This window comes from Marinobacter sp., assembly GCF_035268745.1.
Lineage (GTDB): Bacteria > Pseudomonadota > Gammaproteobacteria > Pseudomonadales > Oleiphilaceae > Marinobacter.
This window is the reverse complement of record NZ_DATFKH010000186.1, coordinates 1-19,988: the sequence shown is the minus strand read 5'-3', so window position 1 is coordinate 19,988 and position 19,988 is coordinate 1. Positions and strand designations below refer to the sequence as shown.

Here is a 19,988-nt window from a genome sequence, read left to right as displayed (position 1 = left end):
CGGAAAATCATGGAACGGGATGAAACTGCTGTTATTGCCTTGCATGAGCGCCAGGCGGACGACCAGGGCGATGATGATCCGTATGCGGGCTATGAGATTCCGGATGATTTGATGTGGTGACTGAGAGAGGGAGGGAGGATTTTTCGGGAGTTGGTGATTGCTGAAAGTGGCGCGGCTGGGAGGATTATTCGTGCCTGCGGCCCTCACCCCTTCGGGGCCGTCGTCGCGCTGCTCCGACGTTCCTCAGCACACTGGGTGTGCTTCGGTCGAACCTCCGACCGCCTGGTTCGTAGCCAGGTACTTTATCCAGCCGGCCGGCGCTCCGGGGAGCTACAGCCGCGCATCAACAACTCTTACTTCAGATTTAACCCTCAACAGAGGATTATTCGGGACTCGGGAATTCTCGAAAATTGGCGCGGCTGGGAGGATTCGAACCTCCGACCGCCTGGTTCGTAGCCAGGTACTCTATCCAGCTGAGCTACAGCCGCGCATCCAGAACTCTTACTTCAGATTTAACCCTCGACAGAGGATTATTCGGGCCTGTGGCCCCCACCCCTTCGGGGCCGTCGTCGCGTTGCTCCGACGTTCCTCAGCACACTGGGTGTGCTTCGGTCGAACCTCCGACCGCCTGGTTCGTAGCCAGGTACTTTATCCAGCCGGCCGGCGCTCCGGGGAGCTACAGCCGCGCATCCAACTCTTGTTCTGCCTGCCACATTCGATAATGGCGGAGAGGGAGGGATTCGAACCCTCGGTACGATTGCTCGTACGGCTCCTTAGCAGGGAGCTGGTTTCAGCCACTCACCCACCTCTCCTTGAGAACGGGGCGTATACTACCATAATTTTTCTGTTTTCATAGGCTTGACAGAAGTTTTATCAGCTGTTGCCCGGTTCGGGCTCTTCACCACCTTTCTCACTCTGAATGCGCTGATATATCTCTTCCCGATGAACAGCAACCTCTTTCGGCGCATTCACACCAATACGGACCTGATTCCCCTTCACACCGAGAACGGTAACAGTGATCTCATCACCGACCATCAGGGTTTCGCCAACACGGCGAGTCAAAATCAACATGTTATATACTCCCTTTGCGTTTGCGCAAAAAAAATTGCCTAAAGTGGCAAATATATACTTTATATTTATGCGGTGGGATCACTTGTAAATCAAAGTTCGTATTAAGACTTACACAGCCTGATAGCGCTGGATTTACAAATACGGCCCTGACTGCTCGCCCGTGTCGATTTCCGCCAGGACCTGGAAGGATCAGGCTTCCTCTACACCGGGTTTGTCAAGTTCAAACGCACTGTGCAACGCCCGAACCGCAAGCTCAAGGTATTTTTCGTCGATAACCACGGAAATCTTGATTTCTGACGTCGAAATCATAAGGATGTTGATGCCCTCGTTCGACAAGGCCGCGAACATTTTTGTGGCAACACCCGCATGGGAGCGCATTCCAACACCCACGATGCTGACCTTGGCTATTTTGCTGTCACCCGAGACCTGTCTGGCGCCGATCTCATCAGCCACTTCCTGCAGTATGATCTGGGCACGCCTGAAATCGTTCCGGTGCACAGTAAAGGTGAAATCCGTGCGGTTATCGGCACCAACGTTCTGGACAATCATATCCACTTCGATATTGGCATCACTGACCGGCTTCAGAATTCGTAACGCGCTGCCAGGCGTGTCAGGCACACCGGCGATGGTGACTTTGGCTTCATCGCGATTGAAGGCGATGCCGGAAACGACCGGTTGTTCCATGACGTTTTCATCCTCAAATGTGATCAGAGTGCCCTCGCCTTCGGTAAAGCTGGAGAGCACCCGTAAAGGAACGTTGTATTTACCTGCAAATTCAACGGCGCGGATCTGGAGAACCTTGGACCCGAGGCTGGCCATTTCGATCATTTCCTCAAAGGTAATCCGTTCAAGTCGCCGGGCACTGTCGACCACTCTCGGGTCTGTAGTGTAAACCCCATCCACATCCGTGTAGATCTGGCATTCGTCCGCTTTCAGTGCAGCCGCCAGCGCCACGGCAGTGGTATCCGATCCGCCGCGACCCAGGGTGGTGATGTTGCCGGTTTCATCAATGCCCTGAAACCCTGCCACCACAACCACGCGCCCGGCATCGAGATCTTCCCGCATACGTTGCTCGTCAATCTGCCTGATGCGGGCCCTGGTGTGGCTGCTGTCAGTGAGAATCCGGACCTGTGAGCCCGTGTAGGAACGGGCGGCGCAGCCGCGCTTCTGGAGCGCCATGGACAGCAGGGCGATGGTGACCTGCTCACCGGTGGAAACCAGCACATCCATTTCACGGGGGGTTGGCTCTTCCATGATTTCGTCGGCCAGACCAATCAGGCGATTGGTTTCACCGCTCATGGCGGAAACGACCACCACCACATCATGCCCCTCGCCACGGAAGCGCGCTACCTTTTCCGCAACCGCTTCAATGCGAGCGGTTGTGCCAACTGAAGTGCCACCAAATTTCTGAACCAAAAGCGACATTGTCTTTGCGATACCCTCGCTGTGTAAAACAGGAACACCCTGCACCGTCTCGAAATTCTGCGAATCCCGCAGGCAAGCGAGTATAAACGTCCCGGCAAGTCGAAAACAAACGGCTAGCCCAGATTCTTTTGCACCCACTCGGGAACACCGGCCAGCGCATCCGTAAGCTTCGAGGGGTCATTGCCTCCGCCCTGCGCCATGTCGGGTCTGCCACCACCCTTGCCGCCCACCTGAGCCGCCAGGTGCTTCATCAGGTCCCCGGCTTTGATTCTGCCGGTTGCCGACCTGGTCACGCCAGCCACCAGAGTCACCTTGCCATCTTCGACGCTGGCCAGGACAACCACGCCCTCGCCCAGCTTGTTCTTGAGCTGATCGGCGGTTTCCATCAAAGCCTTGCGATCAGCACCCTCCATCTCGGTCGCGACCACTTTCAGGCCTCCGACCTCTACCGCAGATGCCGCAAGATCGGAGCCTGCAGAAGTTGCAAGCCGGGCCTTGAGCGTATCCAGTTCCTTTTCCAGCTGACGGTTCCGGTCCAGGGTCTGCCGAACTTTCTCGACCAGGGATTCACGGCTGCCCCGGACCAGTTTTGCCGCCTCACGGAGCGTGCGGTCAGTCTCATCCACCCATTGCAACGCGCCCAGACCAGTCACCGCTTCGATGCGACGAACGCCTGAGGAGATGCCGCTTTCCGCGGTAATACGAAACAGGCCAATATCGCCGGTGCGACTGACATGGGTTCCACCGCACAACTCAACGGAATAGGAATCGGTGCCCATGCTCAACACCCGCACGACGTCACCGTATTTCTCACCAAACAGCGCCATGGCACCTTTGGCCTGGGCCTGTTCCATATCGGTCAATTCTGTCTGCACCGGCGTGTTCGCAAGGATCTGTTCGTTAACCTGACGCTCGATTTCACGAAGTTCTTCCGGGGTAACCGGCTCAAAATGAGAGAAATCAAAACGCAGCTTGTCCGGATCCACCAGCGACCCTTTCTGGGCAACATGTTCGCCCAGCACTTTTTGCAGGGCAGCATGCAACAGATGAGTGGCAGAATGGTTTTTCTTCGTGCGCTCCCGGCGGGCGTGATCAATACGGGCGTCAACTTCCAGCCCGGGGAACAGTTCACCTTCAATCAGCGTTCCGATATGAAGATGATTGTCACCATCTTTCCTGGTATCCGTTACCCGGAAACGACCACCGCTCCAGGTCAGCAGTCCGGTATCGCCTACCTGTCCCCCGGACTCTGCATAAAACGGTGTGCGCTCGAGCAGAACCACCGCCTCGTCACCTGCTTCAGCGGTTTTCTCGGCCCCGTCCACGACCACTGCGCGTATGGTTTCATGGCCATCAACATGCTCGTAACCGGTGAATTCGGTTTTGCCCTCAAATCCCAGGTCGGCTGCGTTGTAGTCAATGCCGAATTTGCTGGCGGCTCGAGCCATCTCGCGCTGGCGTTCCATGGCTTTTTCGTAGCCTTCATAGTCCAGGGTCAGACCACGCTCGCGGGCAATATCATTGGTCAGATCAACCGGGAAGCCGTAGGTGTCATACAGCGCAAAAATGGTTTCCCCGGGGATTTCGGTGCCTTGCAGTTCCGCAATATCCTGTTCCAGCAACCGCAGGCCGTTATCCAGCGTCTTGGCAAACTGCTCTTCTTCCTGCAGCAGGATTTTTTCAATCTGTTTCTGACTACTGGCGAGTTGCGGGTAAGCCTCGCCCATCAATTCCACGAGGGCACCGGTCAGCCGGTAAAAGAACGGCTGGGTGGCACCCAGTTTGTTGCCATGACGGGCGGCGCGACGAATAATCCGGCGCAGCACAAACCCGCGCCCTTCGTTGGAGGGCATCACGCCATCGGCGATCAGGAATGCGCAGGAGCGGATGTGGTCGGCAACCACCCGCAGCGATGCCTCGGTTGTCGCGGCGCCGCCCAGGATATCAGAAGCCGCCTGCAGCAGATCCTGCATCAGGTCAATTTCATAATTACTGTGAACGCCCTGCAGAACTGCCGTGATTCGCTCAAGGCCCATGCCGGTGTCAACCGATGGCTTCGGCAACGGCAGCATTTCGCCGTCAGCCTGGCGGTTGTACTGCATGAAAACCACATTCCAGATTTCTATATAACGGTCGCCGTCTTCTTCCGGGCTCCCTGGCGGGCCACCGGCAACATCCGGCCCGTGATCATAAAAAATTTCGGTGCAGGGCCCGCAGGGGCCGGTGTCGCCCATCTGCCAGAAGTTGTCGGAAGCATAGGGCGCGCCTTTGTTGTCCCCGATTCGGACAATGCGATCCGCCGGCACGCCGATTTCCCTGTTCCAGATTTCGAAAGCTTCATCATCAGAGGCGTAAACGGTGACCCAGAGTTTTTCCTCGGAGAGCGCGAGGCAGTCTTCGGCGGTCAGAAATGTCCAGGCAAAATGGATGGCCTCACGCTTGAAATAGTCACCAAAACTGAAATTGCCCAGCATCTCGAAGAAGGTATGGTGCCGGGCGGTGTAGCCAACATTCTCCAGGTCGTTATGCTTGCCCCCGGCGCGGACACATTTCTGGGAGGTCGTTGCCCGGGAGTAATCACGGTGTTCACGGCCCAGAAACACGTCCTTGAACTGGTTCATTCCCGCATTCGTAAATAACAGGGTCGGGTCGTCTGCCGGTACCAGAGAGCTACTCGGGACGATGGTATGACCTTGCTTTCTGAAGTAATCCAGGAACGCCTGACGCAACTCTGCGGTTTTCATAGCCCTTTGATACCTTTGTATATTACATGCGATTACAAATCCGCTACTCTAGCACACGCCGTGACCAGGAAAAACGCGAAACCTCACAGGAGACTCCATGCCCAGACGCTTTCATTCCGACGACGAGCTGATGCCTCCGGCACCGTTTATCAAGCGGTTGATGGCAGTGGTTTATGATGGCCTGATCAGCGTGGCTGTGCTTCTGGTCACAACCTGGGGCTACACGCTGGTCGCCGGTTCTCTGACCGGCTGGGAAAAGTACGAGCAGATGGCAGCAGAAGGCTCTATCAAAGCCGATCCGCTGCTCACCTTTGTCCTGTTTCTGGTGCTGTATCTTTTCTTTGGTTATTTCTGGACCAGAACCGGGCAGACGCTGGGCATGCAGGTATGGCGAATCCGTATCCAGAATCTCAACGGTGTTTCGGTTTCCTGGAGTCAGGCCTTGCGTCGCTACGTCGCCGCGGCAGCGATTCTGCTGATAGCTTTACTCGGTGCCTACTATCTCAACGAGGCCACGCTGTTTGTGACCATTCCCGCCATTCTCGCGCTTTTCTATCCAATCAATGGCCTGTCACTGAGCGACCGGGCCTCGGGAAGTATTGTCGCCGCTGTCCCGAAACAGGCGAAGAAAGCGAAAAACTAATGAAGCGGAGCTATCCCGCCCGTCTCATCAGCACGACCCCGACAACGGCATTAATGGCAATAGGCAGGAGTATTGCAATAACAGGGTTGAAACCGAATACCACACTCATGGGGCCAAGCAGGTCCTGCATGTATTTGAACAGCAGCCCCACAATGAGGCCGGTGAACACCCGGAAGCCCATGGTGACCGAGCGCAGCGGGCCAAAGATAAAGGAAATGGCCACCATAACCATGACGGCAGTACCCAGTGGCATCAGCACCTTCTTCCAGAAGGCGAGCCAGTAATTGGTTGCATTGAGGCCCTGCTCGCCAAGATAACTGGCGTAAGTATATAGCCCTCTGATAGAGAGGTTTTCAGGCTTGACGATCAGAACACTGAGCACTTCAGGCGACAGTCCGGATTCCCAGCGCATTGAGCGGTGGGTCTCCCGGGATGTTTCGGTACTACTGAACCTGGTGGTGACAACATTCTCCAGGCGCCAGTAGTCACCCAGGTGAATACCCCGCTCTGCAAACCTCGCCGATACCAGCCAGCGGTCCGCATCGAATTCAAATAACGATACCCCGTGTAACACACCATTGGGCTGGACCGCGTTCAGGTGCATGAAAGTGTCACCTTCCCGGTGCCAGACACCCGACGCGGAGGCCACGTTCTGGCCTGCGCCCTGGGCAACTGCTTTCTGGCTCTGGGCCAAACGCTCGGCCGGCGGTGCGATATATTCCCCGATCAGCACGCCCAGCAGCACAGCCACCAGTGCCGGTTTCATCGCGGACCAGACAATCCGCTTCACGGATACCCCGGCAGCGCGAATAACCGTCAGTTCCGAGGAACTGGCCAGCGTACCAAGTCCCACCAGGCAGCCCATAAATGCCGCCAGTGGCAGATAGTCATAGATCCGCCGCGGCAGCGTCAGAACCACGTACAACAATGCTTCAAGGGTCTGGTAGTCATTGCGCGTATCGTCGAGTTCGGCAATCAGTGCAAAAATCATATCCAGGGCCAGAACCACGACCATCACCAGGAGCATGGCGCCCCCAACTGTGCTCATGACATAGCGGTCGATCTTACGCATCGTGATAACCACCCTCCCGCAGAAGCCGGCGCCGGCGCACCCAGGCCGGACCCAGATAGAGCCAGGCGGCTAACGCAAGAAACAGGGCGTGGACCCATAACAGGCCTATCCACTCCGGCACTTTGCCCTGCGCCAGCGCATCCCGCGCAACAATCAGCAATCCCAGGTAAGTAATGTAAACCAGCATGGCGGGAAGCAGATGGAAGAAACGCCCCTGCCTTGGATTAACCCGGCTCAGGCGCACAGCCAGCAAAGTGATGATGGGGACGATCAGGGGCAGAGTAAAACGCCAGTGCAACATTGCCCGATGTTCCGGATTATCCGATTGAACAAGGGCCCGGGTGCTGATCCCTTCCTCCAGTTCCCGGCTGCCGGCATCGCCACTCCGGATTTTCAGGCCGTAGGCCTCGAACCCGATCACGTCATAATCAAGTTGGCCGGGCACCCCCACAAAGCGGACGCCACCCTCCAGCACCAGAAACCGGCTCCCGGTTTCGTCATCAACAAACTGGGAGCCTTCCCTGGCAGTTATAATTGACAGCCCCTGGTCACTGTCACCGTATTCAGCAATGAAAACACCCTGCAATCGTCGTTTGTCATCGCTCAGGGCTTCGGTGTAGGTGATCCTCCCGCCCGAGGACAACGACTGGAAACGTCCCGGCGCCAGCAGCTCGAACTCGGTTGCCTGGCGCTGCTCGTTGAAGATCTGTTCCACCTGTTTCATGCCCCAGGGTGAGACATACAGACTCATTGCTCCCACCGTCAGCATCACCGGCAGACTGGCCATCAGGGTTTTCACAAGCAGCTGTTTTTCGCTGACACCACAGGCAAAAAGCACCGTCATTTCGCTTTCAAGATACATGCGGCCATAGGCCAGCAGAATGCCGATGAAAAATCCGAGAGGTAAAATCAGTTCCAGGAAGCCGGGAAAGCGGTATGCCATAATCTGGAACAGCACGTCCCCGGCAAGCTCGCCGGCGGCGGCGTCGGCAAGGTACTTGATAAAGCGGCCACTCATGAAAACCAGCAGCAGAATGCCGGAAACGGCCAGCATGCTGACAATTACCTGTCTGGCAAGGTAGCGGAAGACAATGCTCAAAGCGGTCTCTCAGTGGCAGACACGACCAGGGTCGCTGGAATTCAGGGTTCGCCGTATTCTATGTAACCTTGATGGTGAATGACAGGGCCAGCCATGAACAAGCTGTCACGGCTTGATAATTAACGTTCAAGACCCGATGCTGTAGGCATTCAACGATGATTAACCTGATTAACCCGGAGCAGCCATGAATTACACGCTGAGCAGTAAACCCATCACCGATATCAAAGCCGACTGTCTGACCGTTGCCCTCCCCGAAAAAGGCAACTGGCCCACTTCCACTACCCAGGCAGACCAGGCGCTCGGCGGATTGATTACCGCGCTGCACAAGAATGGCGATGCCACGGGCAAAAACGCGACTACAAGCCTGGTACCGTTGACAGACCAGCCCTGGAACCGCCTTCTGATAATCGGCACCGGAACAGACAGCGACCGCAGCCCCGCAAACTATCGCAAGGCGCTCATTGCCGCCGCCGGGCAGATCAAGGATGGCCCCTCGAAACACGTGCTGATGGCGCTCTCGGATACGGCGCTTATCGGGACGGATGCCGCCGTTTCCGAGGAGTCGAAACTCAATCTGATTGGCCGCATTCTGGAAGATCAGAGCTACCGCTTCAGTGGCTTCAAGAGCGAAAAGCTGACGGAGCGCAAACTCGGCAAGGTAACGGTTTCCGCGACCGCCACCGGGAAAGGTCTCAAAGACGCCTTCAATCTCGGGCTTGCCACGGGCCGCGGCATGAACCTGACCAAGGACCTGGGCAACACCCCTCCAAACGTCTGCCACCCTGCCTGGCTGGCGGAGCAGGCAGAGAAACTCGCAAAAGATCACGACGTCATCAAGACCGAAATCCTTGATGAAAAACAGATGAAGAAGCTGGGCATGCACAGCCTGCTATCAGTTTCTGCCGGCAGTGCCCAGCCAGCGAAGCTGATCGTCATGGAGTACCGTGGTGGCAAGTCTGATGACAAGCCCTACGTTCTGGTGGGCAAAGGCATCACCTTCGATACCGGCGGCATCAGCCTGAAGCCGGGTGAAGCCATGGACGAGATGAAATATGACATGGGCGGCGCCGCTGCTGTATTTGGCGCCATGCAAGTGGTCGCCGAGACCAGACCGAAAATGAATGTGGTTGCGGTGATTGCAGCGGCGGAAAATATGCCCAGCGGCACTGCAACCCGCCCCGGGGATATCGTTACGTCCATGTCCGGGCAGACCATCGAAATCCTGAACACCGATGCCGAGGGCCGTCTGGTACTGTGCGACGCACTCACCTATGTGAAAAAGTTCGACCCGGAAACCGTGGTGGATATGGCCACCCTCACCGGCGCCTGCATTATCGCCCTGGGCAGCCATGCCACCGGACTTTTCAGCAACAACGATGCCCTGGCCAACGATCTGCTTGCCGCTGGTGAAAGCGCCGGTGACCGGGCCTGGCGCCTGCCAATCTGGGATGAGTATCAGAGCCTGCTCGACAGCAACTTTGCCGATATGCAGAACATAGGCGGACGTGCCGCCGGGTCCATTACCGCCGCCTGTTTTCTGTCCAGATTCACCAAGGACTATCGCTGGGCCCATCTGGACATTGCCGGCACCGCCTGGAATTCAGGCAAGGCCAAAGGCTCCACCGGACGTCCGGTACCCATGCTGGTCGATTACCTGATGTCCAATGCCGGCAAGTAATCAGTCCTACTGGTTTCACATTCTGGCCCAGGACACCCCTGCTGCCCGCAACCTGCATGCCGCCAGGCTGGTTGACAAAGCCTGGCAGCAGGGTGATCGCGTGGGCATCGTCTGCGACACCATGCACCAGGCGCGGGAGCTGGACGACCTGCTCTGGAACTTCAGCCCTGACGCTTTCATCCCCCACAGTATCGTGCCCGACTCAGCCACCCCCTGCACCGACAGGATCGGTATTCTGCTGGGTGCACCGGTTGCCGGCGACTGGGATACCCTGATTATTCTTTCGTCGACCCTGCCTGCGGAAGCCGACCGGTTTAAAAGGCTGGCACTGGTTGCCCATAACGACGAGGCGATTCTTGAGCAGGCGCGCGGGCATTTCAGGCAATTGCGGGCGCTTGGTATCGAGCCTCGCGTGCATGATCAACGGAAACGCGACTAGGTGCCAACGGATTACGCTTTGCTCATTCGACCTGCATTCTGCGTCTGGCACGAATCCTGATGTGAGGGTGGCGGGCCAGCTCCACAGACCGTGCATTGCCAGGGATGGCAATGCCGAGCCCCCATGGATGGGTTCACGGCGTGTGTGTGGAGCTGGCCCGCCACCCTCACAACCTCAGAAGTCGGGAGTTCGCCCGACTGCAGACGAGCATGTATAATCATCGGTCTCAAATTTCCCCTGCAAATCAACCACACGGTCGCCAGAAGAAGCCCATGGAAAAAACCTACCAGCCCGAAAACATTGAACGTCAGTGGTACGAAAACTGGGAATCCAAAGGGTATTTTCGCCCCTCCGGTGAAGGCCAGTCCTTCAGTATTGCCATTCCTCCGCCCAACGTCACCGGCAGTCTGCATATGGGCCACGCGTTCCAGCATACGATTATGGATACGCTGACCCGCTTCAAGCGCATGCAGGGCCGCAACACGCTCTGGCAGGTGGGCACAGACCACGCCGGCATCGCCACCCAGATGGTGGTCGAACGCAAACTGGCTGCAGAAGAAGACAGGTCCAGGCACGATCTGGGCCGCGATGAATTCATTAAACGCATCTGGGACTGGAAAGCCGAATCCGGCGGCACCATCACCCGTCAGATCCGCCGCCTTGGCAATTCGGTAGACTGGGATCACGAACGCTTCACCATGGACGACGGCTTCTACCAGGCGGTTCAGGAAGTGTTTGTCCAGCTTTATGACGAAGGCCTGGTGTATCGTGGCAAGCGCCTGGTCAACTGGGACCCGAAACTGCATACCGCTATTTCTGACCTGGAAGTGGAAAACAGGGAAGAAAAAGGCTTTTTCTGGCACCTTCGATACCCACTGGCGGACGGCGAAAAAACCCGGGACGGCAAAGACCACCTGGTCGTGGCAACAACCCGCCCTGAAACCATGCTGGGCGACACCGCCGTAGCCGTCCACCCGGAGGACGAGCGCTACCAGCACCTGGTTGGAAAATTCGTCGAACTGCCTCTGGTCGGGCGTCGCATTCCGATTATCGCAGACACTCACGCTGACCCCGAAAAAGGCAGTGGCTGCGTCAAGATCACTCCGGCCCATGACTTCAACGACTACGCCGTGGGCAAACGCAATAACCTGGTGATGCTCAATGTCATGACCCAGGACGCCTGCATCCGCCCGGTTGCCGAAGTGGTCAACCCGGATGGCAGCGAAAATACCGGATTCGATGGCAGCCTGCCGGAACAATACGCAGGCCTGACCCGCGAAGACGCCAGAAAGCAGATAGTCGCAGATATGGAACATCTGGGGCTGGTTGAGGAAGTCGAGGATCACGTGTTGAGCGTGCCAAGAGGCGACCGCTCCGGACTGATTATCGAGCCGATGCTGACAGACCAGTGGTTCGCTGATGCCAAGACCCTGGCCAGACCCGCCATCGAGGCAGTGGAAGACGGCCGTATCCAGTTCGTGCCCAAACAGTATGAGAACATGTATTTCTCCTGGATGCGCGACATTCAGGACTGGTGCATTTCCCGCCAGCTCTGGTGGGGCCACAGAATACCCGCCTGGTATGACGCGGATGGCAACATCTACGTGGGCCGCAGTGAAGCGGAAGTCCGCCGGAAGTACAGCCTGGACTCGGGGCTTGAACTCGAACAGGACGAAGACGTACTGGACACCTGGTTCAGTTCGGCACTGTGGACTTTCGGCACTCTGGGATGGCCCGAAATTACCGAGCGCCTGAAAACCTTCCACCCCACCGACGTGCTGGTTACCGGCTTTGACATCATCTTCTTCTGGGTCGCCCGGATGATCATGATGACCATGCACTTCATGAAGGACCAGGACGGCACCCCCCAGGTGCCCTTCCATACCGTATATGTCACCGGTCTTATCCGCGATGAACACGGTGACAAGATGTCCAAATCCAAGGGCAACGTGATTGACCCGCTGGACATGATCGACGGCATTGAGCTGGATCACCTGCTGGAAAAGCGCACTGGCAACCTGATGCAGCCCAGACTGGCGGAAAAAATTGCCCGGCGTACCCGCAAGGAATTTCCCGACGGCATTACCGCCCACGGCACCGATGCCCTGCGCTTCACCCTGGCGTCCATGGCCACCACCGGCCGGGACATCAACTGGGACATGAAGCGCCTGGAAGGGTATCGCAACTTCTGCAACAAGCTCTGGAATGCGGCGCGCTATGTGCTGATGAACACCGAGGGCGAGGACTGCGGCACCAGTGACCAACGGCTCAGCCTGTCACTCGCTGACCGCTGGATCATCAGCGAGCTGCAGCGCTGCGAGCGGGATGTGGTGCGCCATCTCGACCAGTATCGGTTCGACCTGGCCTCCTATGCGCTCTATGAGTTCATCTGGAACGAATACTGCGACTGGTACCTGGAACTGTCGAAACCGACACTGAGTGATGAAAACGCCAGTGCAGAAGCCAGGCGCGGCACCCGCCAGACCCTGGTTCGGGTGCTGGAAGCGGTGCTGCGCCTGGCGCATCCGATCATGCCCTTTATAACCGAGGAAATCTGGCAACGCATAGCACCACTGGCGGGCAAACAGGGCGACAGTATCATGCTGCAGCCCTACCCGCAGCCGGACAGCGGCAAACAGGATGCAGAGGCGACCGCCGACATCGAATGGCTGAAAGGCGTGATCGTTGCCATTCGTAATACCAGGGGCGAAATGAACATATCCCCGGCCAAACAGATTCCCGTGCTGTTGCGTGGCAAGAACCCCGAAGACAAACGTCGCATGGAGGACAACCGGCAGTTCCTGATGTCACTGGCAAAACTGGAGACCCTGGAATGGTTTGAGCAGGGCGAGCCGCCCATGGCGGCGACCCAACTGGTCGGCGATATGGAAGTCATGGTGCCCATGGCCGGACTTATCGACAAGAATTCCGAGCTGAAGCGGCTGGACAAGGAACTGGAGCGATTGCAGAAAGAGGCTGCGCGGCTTGAGGGCAAGCTTGGCAATGAGAAATTTACCGCCAAGGCGCCAGCAGATGTCGTCGAAAAAGAGCAGCAGAAGCTCGCTGAAGTACTGGGCAGTCAACAACGGCTGACAGAGCAGCGGTCTGCGATCGAGGCCATGTAACCCATGGCCCCCGAACCTGCCAGCGCGGAGAGGCAGGCCCGGATAGCCATCCTCGGTGCCGGCTCCCTCGGTCAACTCTGGGCTGGCTGCCTTCCGCCCGGGAGTGCCGTTTTTCTCAGCCGCCTGTCCTCATCTTCGCCTGATCTGGCCGGCAAACCTGCGCCCCTGGAATATCGGGTGCAACACCCCGAAGGCTCCGCGACCGACTGCACAGTTGAAGTATTACCGGTAACCCTGATCCGTCCGGAGTTGCTGCTGGTAACCACCAAAGCAGGGGATACGCTACCGGCGCTGGAACAAACACTGCCCTGGCTGGATAACAGGGTGCCGGTGGTCCTGTTCCAGAACGGACTGGGCCCTCAGCAAGCGATTGCCGAGCGCTGGTGCGACCGCCCCATTCTTGCCGCCAGCACCACCGAGGGTGCCAACCGGCCCCGCTCCGGCCTGCTGGTTCACGCCGGCCGGGGCCAGACCTGGATCGGCGGGCTGACGGAGACCGGGCGGCTCCGGGTAGCGCAGGCGGTCCGGCAGCTATCCGGCAGCGGTCTGGTCATTCATCCTGAAAACGACATTCAGCAGCGGCTGTGGGACAAACTGGTGATCAATGCCGGCATCAACGCCTTTACCGCGATTCTGGATTGCCCCAACGGCGAAATTCTTGCTCATCCGCTTTATCTCGAGAACATAGACAAACTGTGCGAGGAAGTATCCAGAGTCATGGCCCTGGAAGCGAACCATCCGCTTGCCGCCAGTGACATCAGGAACCGGATTCAGGCTGTTGCCACCAGCACTGCGAACAACACCTCATCCATGCGCAGTGACCTTCATCGGGGCCGCAAAACAGAGATCGATGTGATCAACGGTTATATTGTTGAACAGGGCCGCGCGGAAGGTATTGCGACACCGGTGAACCAAATGCTGACCCACCGGGTAAAAGAACTAACATCATAATCATTCCAGGAGCCACAGCATGGGCAATCGCCTTTCCAAGATCTACACACGCACAGGTGACGATGGCTCCACGGGCCTCGCGGACGGTAACCGGATCGCCAAGAACGCCCAGCGTGTTGAGGCCATGGGCACCGCCGACGAACTCAACTGCCATATCGGACTATTGATCGAGATCCTCGAGCCAGACGATGTGCTGATCGAGACCCTGCGGCGGATCCAGCATCACCTGTTTGACCTGGGCGGAGAGTTCGCCATACCCGGCAGTCGGGTGATTGGCGACGATCATATTCAATGGTTGGAGAGCACTCTGGACACTCAGAACGAGCCACTGCCACCACTGAAAAACTTTGTGCTGCCAGGTGGCTCCGTGGCCGCCGCGCAGTGTCATATGGCACGCGCCGTCTGTCGCCGGACTGAGCGGGTGGTGGTGGCGCTGAGCCATGAGGACTCCATTAATACTGAATCACGGCATTACCTGAACCGGCTTTCGGATCTGCTTTTTGTAATCGCCCGGCGCCTCGCGCGCCGGAACGGAGGCGAGGAAATCCTGTGGGAACAGAAGAAATCAGGACTCCAGGGAGCCTCTGAATAACGCCTTGCATCTGGCCCGGGATACTGGTCTGGCTGACGGTACTTCGCTACACAATTCCGGCAATCACCAGTAGCGCCAGAGCACAGATCCAGACCAGCATACTGCGATTCATAAGGCCGCGGACAGCCGCCAGGCTTCTGTCGCCAAAATCCGGCCAGTCCTGGGGATGCAAGCTGGAAAAACGCTCAGGCTCCAGTTCATACCCTGTCAGTGAACTGTTGGCGACTTCCATCAGGGTCTGCCAGGCATTGCCGCTCAGTGAAAAAACAACAGATCTGCCGCTCTTCAGCCATCCAGCCAGGTCACCGGCAATACCAAAGGTAAGCCCCAGCAACCGCGATGGCAGATAGTTCAGTCCGTTTACCAGCCGGCCAAAGCCGGTTCTTGCGGCGGCATGGGGCCAATGGTCCCGCAGGGCAATCAATGCTCTGGCGGCAAATGCACCGCCCATGCCGGCAACAACGTACCAGAATGCAATCACGAAATAGCGCTCGAAGATCATACCAATCACTGTTCTGGAGAGCGCCTGGTGCATCTGCTCGGGCGAGGACGCAGTCCCTCTGTCAGCCGGCGGCAAGAAGTCACAGACCTGATGCCAGGCCGACTGCATATCGCCTTTGCGCCAGGCATCAATGTAGAGATCAAGCATGCCGCCCAGCCCCGGAGTACCCATTAAAACAAACAACAGGACAAACGCGACCGGGTGAATTGCGAACGACCAACCAGCATCGCGCAGGAGTATTTCACCAACAACGAGCAATAGTGTTGGCACCGCAATAATAACGAGCCCCCGGGCCAGACTTGCTTCCCTCCCCGGCGCTACCGATTGGGCATGGGAAAAGCTTTTCCGCCAGAACGTATCTGTTGCCATAAGACCGGAATTATCCAGTTTGCGACGAACCATATACGCGGCCAGAAATACCACAAACTCCATCAGCAGTTGCCTCCGTCGGTGATTCGGCGCTTTATCTGGCTATGGAACCGTGACCAGTCGAATGCCGGTCCGGGATCCGTTTTTCTGCCTGGCGCAATATCACTGTGCCCGGTCACCCGGGCGATGGTAATTTGCGGCCAGGCCGTCATTATAAGCGCAGACAACGCCGCAAGCCGTTCATACTGGGCCTCCGTATAGGGAGTGTCATCGGTGCCTTCAAGTTCGATCCCGATCGAGAAATCATTGCATTCGTTCTCGCCTTCAAAGCTGGACCTTCCGGCATGCCAGGCCCGGTCCTTGAGATTAACAAACTGCAGCACAGAACCATCGCGCCGGACCAGAAGATGGGACGACACCTGCAGGTCAGCAATGGTCTGGAAATAGGGGTGGGCGGATGCGTCCAGTTGATTGCAGAAAAACTGCTCGATGGCATCGCCACTGAACTGGCCCGGGGGCAGGCTGATGTTGTGGACCACAAGAAGCGACGGTTGTTTACCGGCGGGTCGTTCATTGAAATTGGGCGAGGCACACCACCGGGCGGCAGGAACACGGCCGCTGGCCCGCAGTTCTGCCGCTTCTTCGGTCGGAATCTTTGCAACTGGAATCAGGTCGTGTTCAGGCAAGGTGTTTCCATCAGGCTGGCTGTATTACGGTTTCCAACTGATTGAAGCACAAAGTCCCGAACGGTGCGAATACCGGGACACTAATCTTTACGGCTATTCCTCAGGTTATCAATAATGGACTCCAGCGCCCGGTCGAAAATCAGACCATCATCCAGCATTCCGATTTCACCCCTCTCAAGGGCGTTTGCCAGGTCTTCACGTTGGTACTCGGCAACTTTGGCACCGCTGCGGTTGACAAAAATATACTTGCCCGTTGTCTTGATAAACGCAGCCAGCTTGCAACGCAGTTTTCCGCTCTCCTGGGTCATCTCAATCCATGAGCCCACCCGCAGGTTGTCGGCTCTTTCCAGCCACTGGGGCTCGACCGCATCTGCGGTCGCCGTCGGAGCCCGGGATGATTCGGACACCCGGCCCGGTGTTGGTTCCGATGCCGCCTTCGGGGCCGGGACCGGTTCTGGTTCTGGTACCAGTGCTGGCTCCGGCGCCGGTGGTGGCGCCATTTCAGCGGAAGGCCCGGTGGCCGTTTCCGGTATCGGTTTCGGGGATGTCACCAGACGCTGGAATACATCCACATGGGCCAGCTCAAGATCCCGAATTGCCCCATCCGTTGCAAACGGATCCCATGAAATTTCCTGCAGTGCCATCCTCAGGCCATCGACAATGCCCGGAATCGCCTTCAGCAGTTCGCTACGGGTATCCTCCGTCACCGGTTCCGGATCAACGCTCCAGGCCAGGTTTGCTGCCAGACGCCGGGCTTTATGCCACTGATCACTGTCTTCGCCTTCCCGCAGGATCACCCATTGCAGGTATTTGAGCAGAGCCTCATCCATGATCCATACGACGGCTTGCGGCAAGGTCCGGCCTTCGCGGACCTCATCCAGCAGGGATTGTGCTGCATCAGATGCACGCTGCTGCCGGGCCCGGGCTTCCTCCACGTCCTTCAGCCGCTGTTCGACCAGTTCACGACGCCGGCGGTCCAGGTCCAGGAAATGCTCGAAGTCGGTCAATAATTCCGTAAAGAGGTCCACGCTATCATTATATTCATTGAGAACCCGCTCGACGATGGACTCGATTTTTTCCCGCAGCGGGTCCCGTTGACCGCTTTTTTTCTCGGTCCAGCCAATAGCGGCCAGCGCCAGCTCGTTAAGCAGCTTGCGAACCGGATGACCACCGCGATTGAAAAAGTTCTTGTCACTGAGCGCCACTTTGAGCACCGGTATCTGCAACCGGCTGATGATCGCCTTCATGGTGGAATGGAGCTGCCGGTCTTCAAGAATGAAATCAAACAGCATGGACACCAGATTAATGGTGTCACTGTCGACCTGCCCTGCTGTCGCCCGCTCGCCACGCTCATCGACGAATACCGCCTTGAGCTGGCTGGACAAGGGGACAATGTCGTTGGAAGACCAGCTGGCTGTCTCCGCCTGGATATTACTCAGGCGAGCCATAAGAGTGTCGGCATCAAGAACACCGGCATCGGAAACACGCTGACCCTCATCCTGACCACCGTGCAAAAGCGCACTGAGTTCTGAAAAAGTGGCTTTTACGCCGGAAGCAAAAGCACCCGGGCCATCGCTGCCCTGAACATTGCCGGAGTTGCCGGCGGCAGTTCCCCTGTTATCGCCAGTTTCCCCGCTGTGGCCCGGCGCCCCTGCGGCAGGCCTCGCCCGCTGTCTGCCGCCGACAGGAGGATTCCTCATATCCGGAAGTACACCTTCGGCAACCAGCGTCTTGTTGGCGTTATGGTAGAAATCATCCAGTATGCCGACCAGCAGACGGTCAAAAAGCTTGAGCACAATCAGCTTGGCGCGAATGTCGATATCAAGGTCAGCGCAGGCTTCAGAAAGGCCGCCGCAAATCACTTCGGGGCTCAGCGGCATCTGGCTGTCATTCAGTTCTGCATCGGGAAAAAGATGGCAGACCCGCACGTTCAGCAGACGGATTGCCTTGGCATTCTGACTGCGGAGCTTGTTGATCAGGGTATCGATGGCAAGCTGCTGCTCAAGGTGGGAATGGTCCACAAGGCTGAGTGAGTCCTGGTCCACTTCATCAAGCGACCCGGTACCGCCTCTGGGCTTGAACTGGCCGAGTTCGTTAAAGGCACTGCTGACGTACTGCAGAACCGAAACCGTCATATGCTTCCGGCGCAGACGTAATTCACGCATGGCGTCAAAGTAGGCCGTCTGATCCTGGTTGGTGGCAGCTTTGTCTGCAAGTTCAAACAACGCGTCGTCGGCCTGGTCAAAAAACTCTGACATCACCGCTTTCAGCGACTGACCTGATACGTCACGCAGACGCACCAGGGTTGCCGGCAGGCTGAACCGCTGCCCAACCCCCTGATTCTTGAAGTTAACGACTTTACTACCCTGAGCCATGCGGCTACTCCAGACTGATTCAGCAGACCCTTATAATCCGAGTCTATGCCCTTACCCCGTCAGGTTGTGTCAGAATTTGTCACATTTTGTTTTAAAGCGATCAGCATCACAGTCTAGCATGTCTGGCCAGTAGCGTTTGGAGAAAACGCCCGGGCGCTATAAAATCCCTGCTCTCGGACCAAAGCCCTTATTCAACCATTCCGGAACTTCTGGTAACTGTATGAACTATAACCATCTGCTTCACCAGTCCCGCATTGAAGCGGTCGCTCAAAGCCTTCGCGAAGATGTTGGCAGCGGTGATATCACCGCACAACTTATTCCGGTTGACCGAATCAGCAGCGGCCACATCATAACCCGTGAAAAAGCAGTGGTCGCCGGAACGGACTGGGTCAGAGAAGTGTTCAGGCAGGTCGACCCGGGCGTCACACTGGACTGGCACAGCAGCGATGGTGAAACCGTCGCACCGGGACAAACCCTGTTTACAGCCGTGGGTAACGCCCGCAGCCTGCTGACTGCGGAGCGCTCTGCCCTGAACTGGCTGCAGGCTCTTTCAGGCACCGCGACGCTGTGTGCGGACTATGCCGCACAGGTTGCCCATACCGGCGTGAAATTGCTGGATACCCGCAAGACCATTCCCGGCCTGAGGCTGGCTCAGAAATACGCAGTGACCTGCGGCGGCTGTCATAACCACCGGCTCGGTCTCTGGGATGCATTTCTGATCAAGGAGAATCACATTGCGGCCTGCGGCTCCATTGCCGCGGCAGTTGCAGAAGCCAGACGGATTGCTCCGGGCAGGCCCATTGAGGTGGAGACGGAAGACCTCGGGGAACTGGAACAGGCGCTGGCTGCCGGCGCAGACATTATCATGCTCGATGAGTTTTCACTGCAGGACATGAGTGAAGCAGTGCGACTGACAGCCACAGCGGCGAAGCTCGAAGCCTCTGGCAGTATTAACCGTCAAACGCTGGTTGCGGTGGCAGAAACCGGTGTGGATTACATCTCGATCGGCGCCCTGACCAAAGACATAAAGGCGATCGACCTTTCCATGCGCCTTGATTACTAGTGTCCCGTCCGGGCGCCTGAGGCCTTCAGCCTCTGCCTGACAACAACCGGTCCATTTCCGCCAGCGCCTCGATCAGGTCCTTGCCGGACTCCTTGCGGGCGCGGAAATGCTCTTCCGCCATGGGCGCCATCCCCGAAACCTCCGGCACTGGCCG

16 protein-coding genes and 3 tRNA genes are annotated in these 19,988 nt (G+C 57.4%); 8 read left to right on the top strand and 11 right to left on the bottom strand.

Annotated features, from left to right (window positions below; all coding sequences use genetic code 11):
- A partial coding sequence (locus tag VJ956_RS13105; RefSeq protein WP_324085489.1) for a DUF2058 family protein occupies positions 1-120 on the top strand: 120 nt, incomplete at its 5' end.
- Between the two features lie 47 nt (positions 121-167).
- Here the strand turns inward: VJ956_RS13105 and VJ956_RS13100 are convergent.
- The 6 genes from VJ956_RS13100 to alaS form a co-directional block, all read right to left on the bottom strand.
- A tRNA-Arg gene (locus VJ956_RS13100) sits at positions 168-340 on the bottom strand.
- A 71-nt stretch (positions 341-411) separates the two neighbouring features.
- A tRNA-Arg gene (locus tag VJ956_RS13095) sits at positions 412-488 on the bottom strand.
- Positions 489-722: 234 nt separating this feature from the next.
- A tRNA-Ser gene (locus VJ956_RS13090) sits at positions 723-812 on the bottom strand.
- Between the two features lie 61 nt (positions 813-873).
- Positions 874-1,071, bottom strand: a complete 198-nt coding sequence (gene csrA, locus VJ956_RS13085; protein WP_324085487.1) for a carbon storage regulator CsrA — start codon at positions 1,069-1,071, stop codon at positions 874-876.
- Positions 1,072-1,260: 189 nt separating this feature from the next.
- On the bottom strand, positions 1,261-2,496 hold the full coding sequence (locus VJ956_RS13080) for an aspartate kinase (protein WP_324085486.1): 1,236 nt from the start codon (positions 2,494-2,496) through the stop codon (positions 1,261-1,263).
- Between the two features lie 113 nt (positions 2,497-2,609).
- Positions 2,610-5,240 carry an alanine--tRNA ligase gene (alaS, locus tag VJ956_RS13075; protein WP_324085485.1) on the bottom strand — a complete coding sequence of 877 codons (2,631 nt, stop codon included), beginning with the start codon at positions 5,238-5,240 and terminating at the stop codon, positions 2,610-2,612.
- Positions 5,241-5,337: 97 nt separating this feature from the next.
- Between alaS and VJ956_RS13070 the strand changes: the two genes are divergently transcribed.
- Complete coding sequence (locus VJ956_RS13070) at positions 5,338-5,883, top strand: RDD family protein (protein WP_324085484.1); 546 nt, start codon at positions 5,338-5,340, stop codon at positions 5,881-5,883.
- A 10-nt stretch (positions 5,884-5,893) separates the two neighbouring features.
- On the opposite strand, the gene lptG is transcribed toward VJ956_RS13070, so the two are convergent.
- Together lptG and lptF are read right to left on the bottom strand one after the other, a co-directional pair.
- Positions 5,894-6,955 carry an LPS export ABC transporter permease LptG gene (lptG, locus tag VJ956_RS13065; protein WP_324085483.1) on the bottom strand — a complete coding sequence of 354 codons (1,062 nt, stop codon included), beginning with the start codon at positions 6,953-6,955 and terminating at the stop codon, positions 5,894-5,896.
- A complete protein-coding gene (gene lptF, locus VJ956_RS13060) occupies positions 6,948-8,054 on the bottom strand; it encodes an LPS export ABC transporter permease LptF (protein WP_324085482.1) in 1,107 nt (368 codons plus the stop codon). The genes lptG and lptF overlap by 8 nt, the downstream gene beginning before the upstream one ends.
- A gap of 184 nt (positions 8,055-8,238) precedes the next feature.
- On the opposite strand from lptF, the gene VJ956_RS13055 reads away from it, so the two are divergent.
- The 5 genes from VJ956_RS13055 to VJ956_RS13035 all read left to right on the top strand — a co-directional run bounded on the left by VJ956_RS13055 (position 8,239) and on the right by VJ956_RS13035 (position 14,839).
- Positions 8,239-9,732, top strand: coding sequence for a leucyl aminopeptidase (locus VJ956_RS13055; RefSeq protein WP_324085481.1), 1,494 nt, complete (start codon positions 8,239-8,241; stop codon positions 9,730-9,732).
- Complete coding sequence (locus tag VJ956_RS13050; RefSeq protein WP_324085480.1) at positions 9,719-10,171, top strand: DNA polymerase III subunit chi; 453 nt, start codon at positions 9,719-9,721, stop codon at positions 10,169-10,171. Before VJ956_RS13055 ends, VJ956_RS13050 begins: the two co-directional genes overlap by 14 nt.
- A 272-nt stretch (positions 10,172-10,443) precedes the next feature.
- A complete protein-coding gene (locus tag VJ956_RS13045; protein ID WP_324085479.1) occupies positions 10,444-13,296 on the top strand; it encodes a valine--tRNA ligase in 2,853 nt (950 codons plus the stop codon).
- A gap of 3 nt (positions 13,297-13,299) precedes the next feature.
- Positions 13,300-14,247, top strand: coding sequence for a ketopantoate reductase family protein (locus tag VJ956_RS13040; RefSeq protein ID WP_324085478.1), 948 nt, complete (start codon positions 13,300-13,302; stop codon positions 14,245-14,247).
- Positions 14,248-14,266: 19 nt separating this feature from the next.
- On the top strand, positions 14,267-14,839 hold the full coding sequence (locus tag VJ956_RS13035; protein ID WP_324085477.1) for a cob(I)yrinic acid a,c-diamide adenosyltransferase: 573 nt from the start codon (positions 14,267-14,269) through the stop codon (positions 14,837-14,839).
- A 46-nt stretch (positions 14,840-14,885) separates the two neighbouring features.
- Here the strand turns inward: VJ956_RS13035 and ampE are convergent, their stop codons facing one another.
- The 3 genes from ampE to VJ956_RS13020 form a co-directional block, all read right to left on the bottom strand.
- A complete protein-coding gene (ampE, locus tag VJ956_RS13030) occupies positions 14,886-15,773 on the bottom strand; it encodes a regulatory signaling modulator protein AmpE (RefSeq protein ID WP_324085476.1) in 888 nt (295 codons plus the stop codon).
- A complete protein-coding gene (gene ampD / locus VJ956_RS13025; RefSeq protein WP_414674443.1) occupies positions 15,773-16,363 on the bottom strand; it encodes a 1,6-anhydro-N-acetylmuramyl-L-alanine amidase AmpD in 591 nt (196 codons plus the stop codon). The genes ampE and ampD overlap by 1 nt, the downstream gene beginning before the upstream one ends.
- A gap of 113 nt (positions 16,364-16,476) precedes the next feature.
- A complete protein-coding gene (locus VJ956_RS13020; RefSeq protein ID WP_324085475.1) occupies positions 16,477-18,771 on the bottom strand; it encodes a DUF1631 domain-containing protein in 2,295 nt (764 codons plus the stop codon).
- A 220-nt stretch (positions 18,772-18,991) separates the two neighbouring features.
- On the opposite strand from VJ956_RS13020, the gene nadC reads away from it, so the two are divergent.
- A complete protein-coding gene (nadC, locus tag VJ956_RS13015; protein WP_324085474.1) occupies positions 18,992-19,834 on the top strand; it encodes a carboxylating nicotinate-nucleotide diphosphorylase in 843 nt (280 codons plus the stop codon).
- Positions 19,835-19,988: the final 154 nt, after the last annotated feature.

Coding starts and splice junctions, on each gene's coding strand:
- lptG (WP_324085483.1), bottom strand. CDS start 6,955: ATGCGTAAGATCGACCGCTATGTCATGAGCACAGTTGGGGGCGCCATG.
- VJ956_RS13055 (WP_324085481.1), top strand. CDS start 8,239: ATGAATTACACGCTGAGCAGTAAACCCATCACCGATATCAAAGCCGAC.
- ampE (WP_324085476.1), bottom strand. CDS start 15,773: ATGGAGTTTGTGGTATTTCTGGCCGCGTATATGGTTCGTCGCAAACTG.
- nadC (WP_324085474.1), top strand. CDS start 18,992: ATGAACTATAACCATCTGCTTCACCAGTCCCGCATTGAAGCGGTCGCT.
- VJ956_RS13020 (WP_324085475.1), bottom strand. CDS start 18,771: ATGGCTCAGGGTAGTAAAGTCGTTAACTTCAAGAATCAGGGGGTTGGG.
- VJ956_RS13050 (WP_324085480.1), top strand. CDS start 9,719: ATGCCGGCAAGTAATCAGTCCTACTGGTTTCACATTCTGGCCCAGGAC.
- VJ956_RS13040 (WP_324085478.1), top strand. CDS start 13,300: ATGGCCCCCGAACCTGCCAGCGCGGAGAGGCAGGCCCGGATAGCCATC.
- csrA (WP_324085487.1), bottom strand. CDS start 1,071: ATGTTGATTTTGACTCGCCGTGTTGGCGAAACCCTGATGGTCGGTGAT.
- VJ956_RS13070 (WP_324085484.1), top strand. CDS start 5,338: ATGCCCAGACGCTTTCATTCCGACGACGAGCTGATGCCTCCGGCACCG.
- VJ956_RS13045 (WP_324085479.1), top strand. CDS start 10,444: ATGGAAAAAACCTACCAGCCCGAAAACATTGAACGTCAGTGGTACGAA.
- VJ956_RS13080 (WP_324085486.1), bottom strand. CDS start 2,496: ATGTCGCTTTTGGTTCAGAAATTTGGTGGCACTTCAGTTGGCACAACC.
- alaS (WP_324085485.1), bottom strand. CDS start 5,240: ATGAAAACCGCAGAGTTGCGTCAGGCGTTCCTGGATTACTTCAGAAAG.
- VJ956_RS13035 (WP_324085477.1), top strand. CDS start 14,267: ATGGGCAATCGCCTTTCCAAGATCTACACACGCACAGGTGACGATGGC.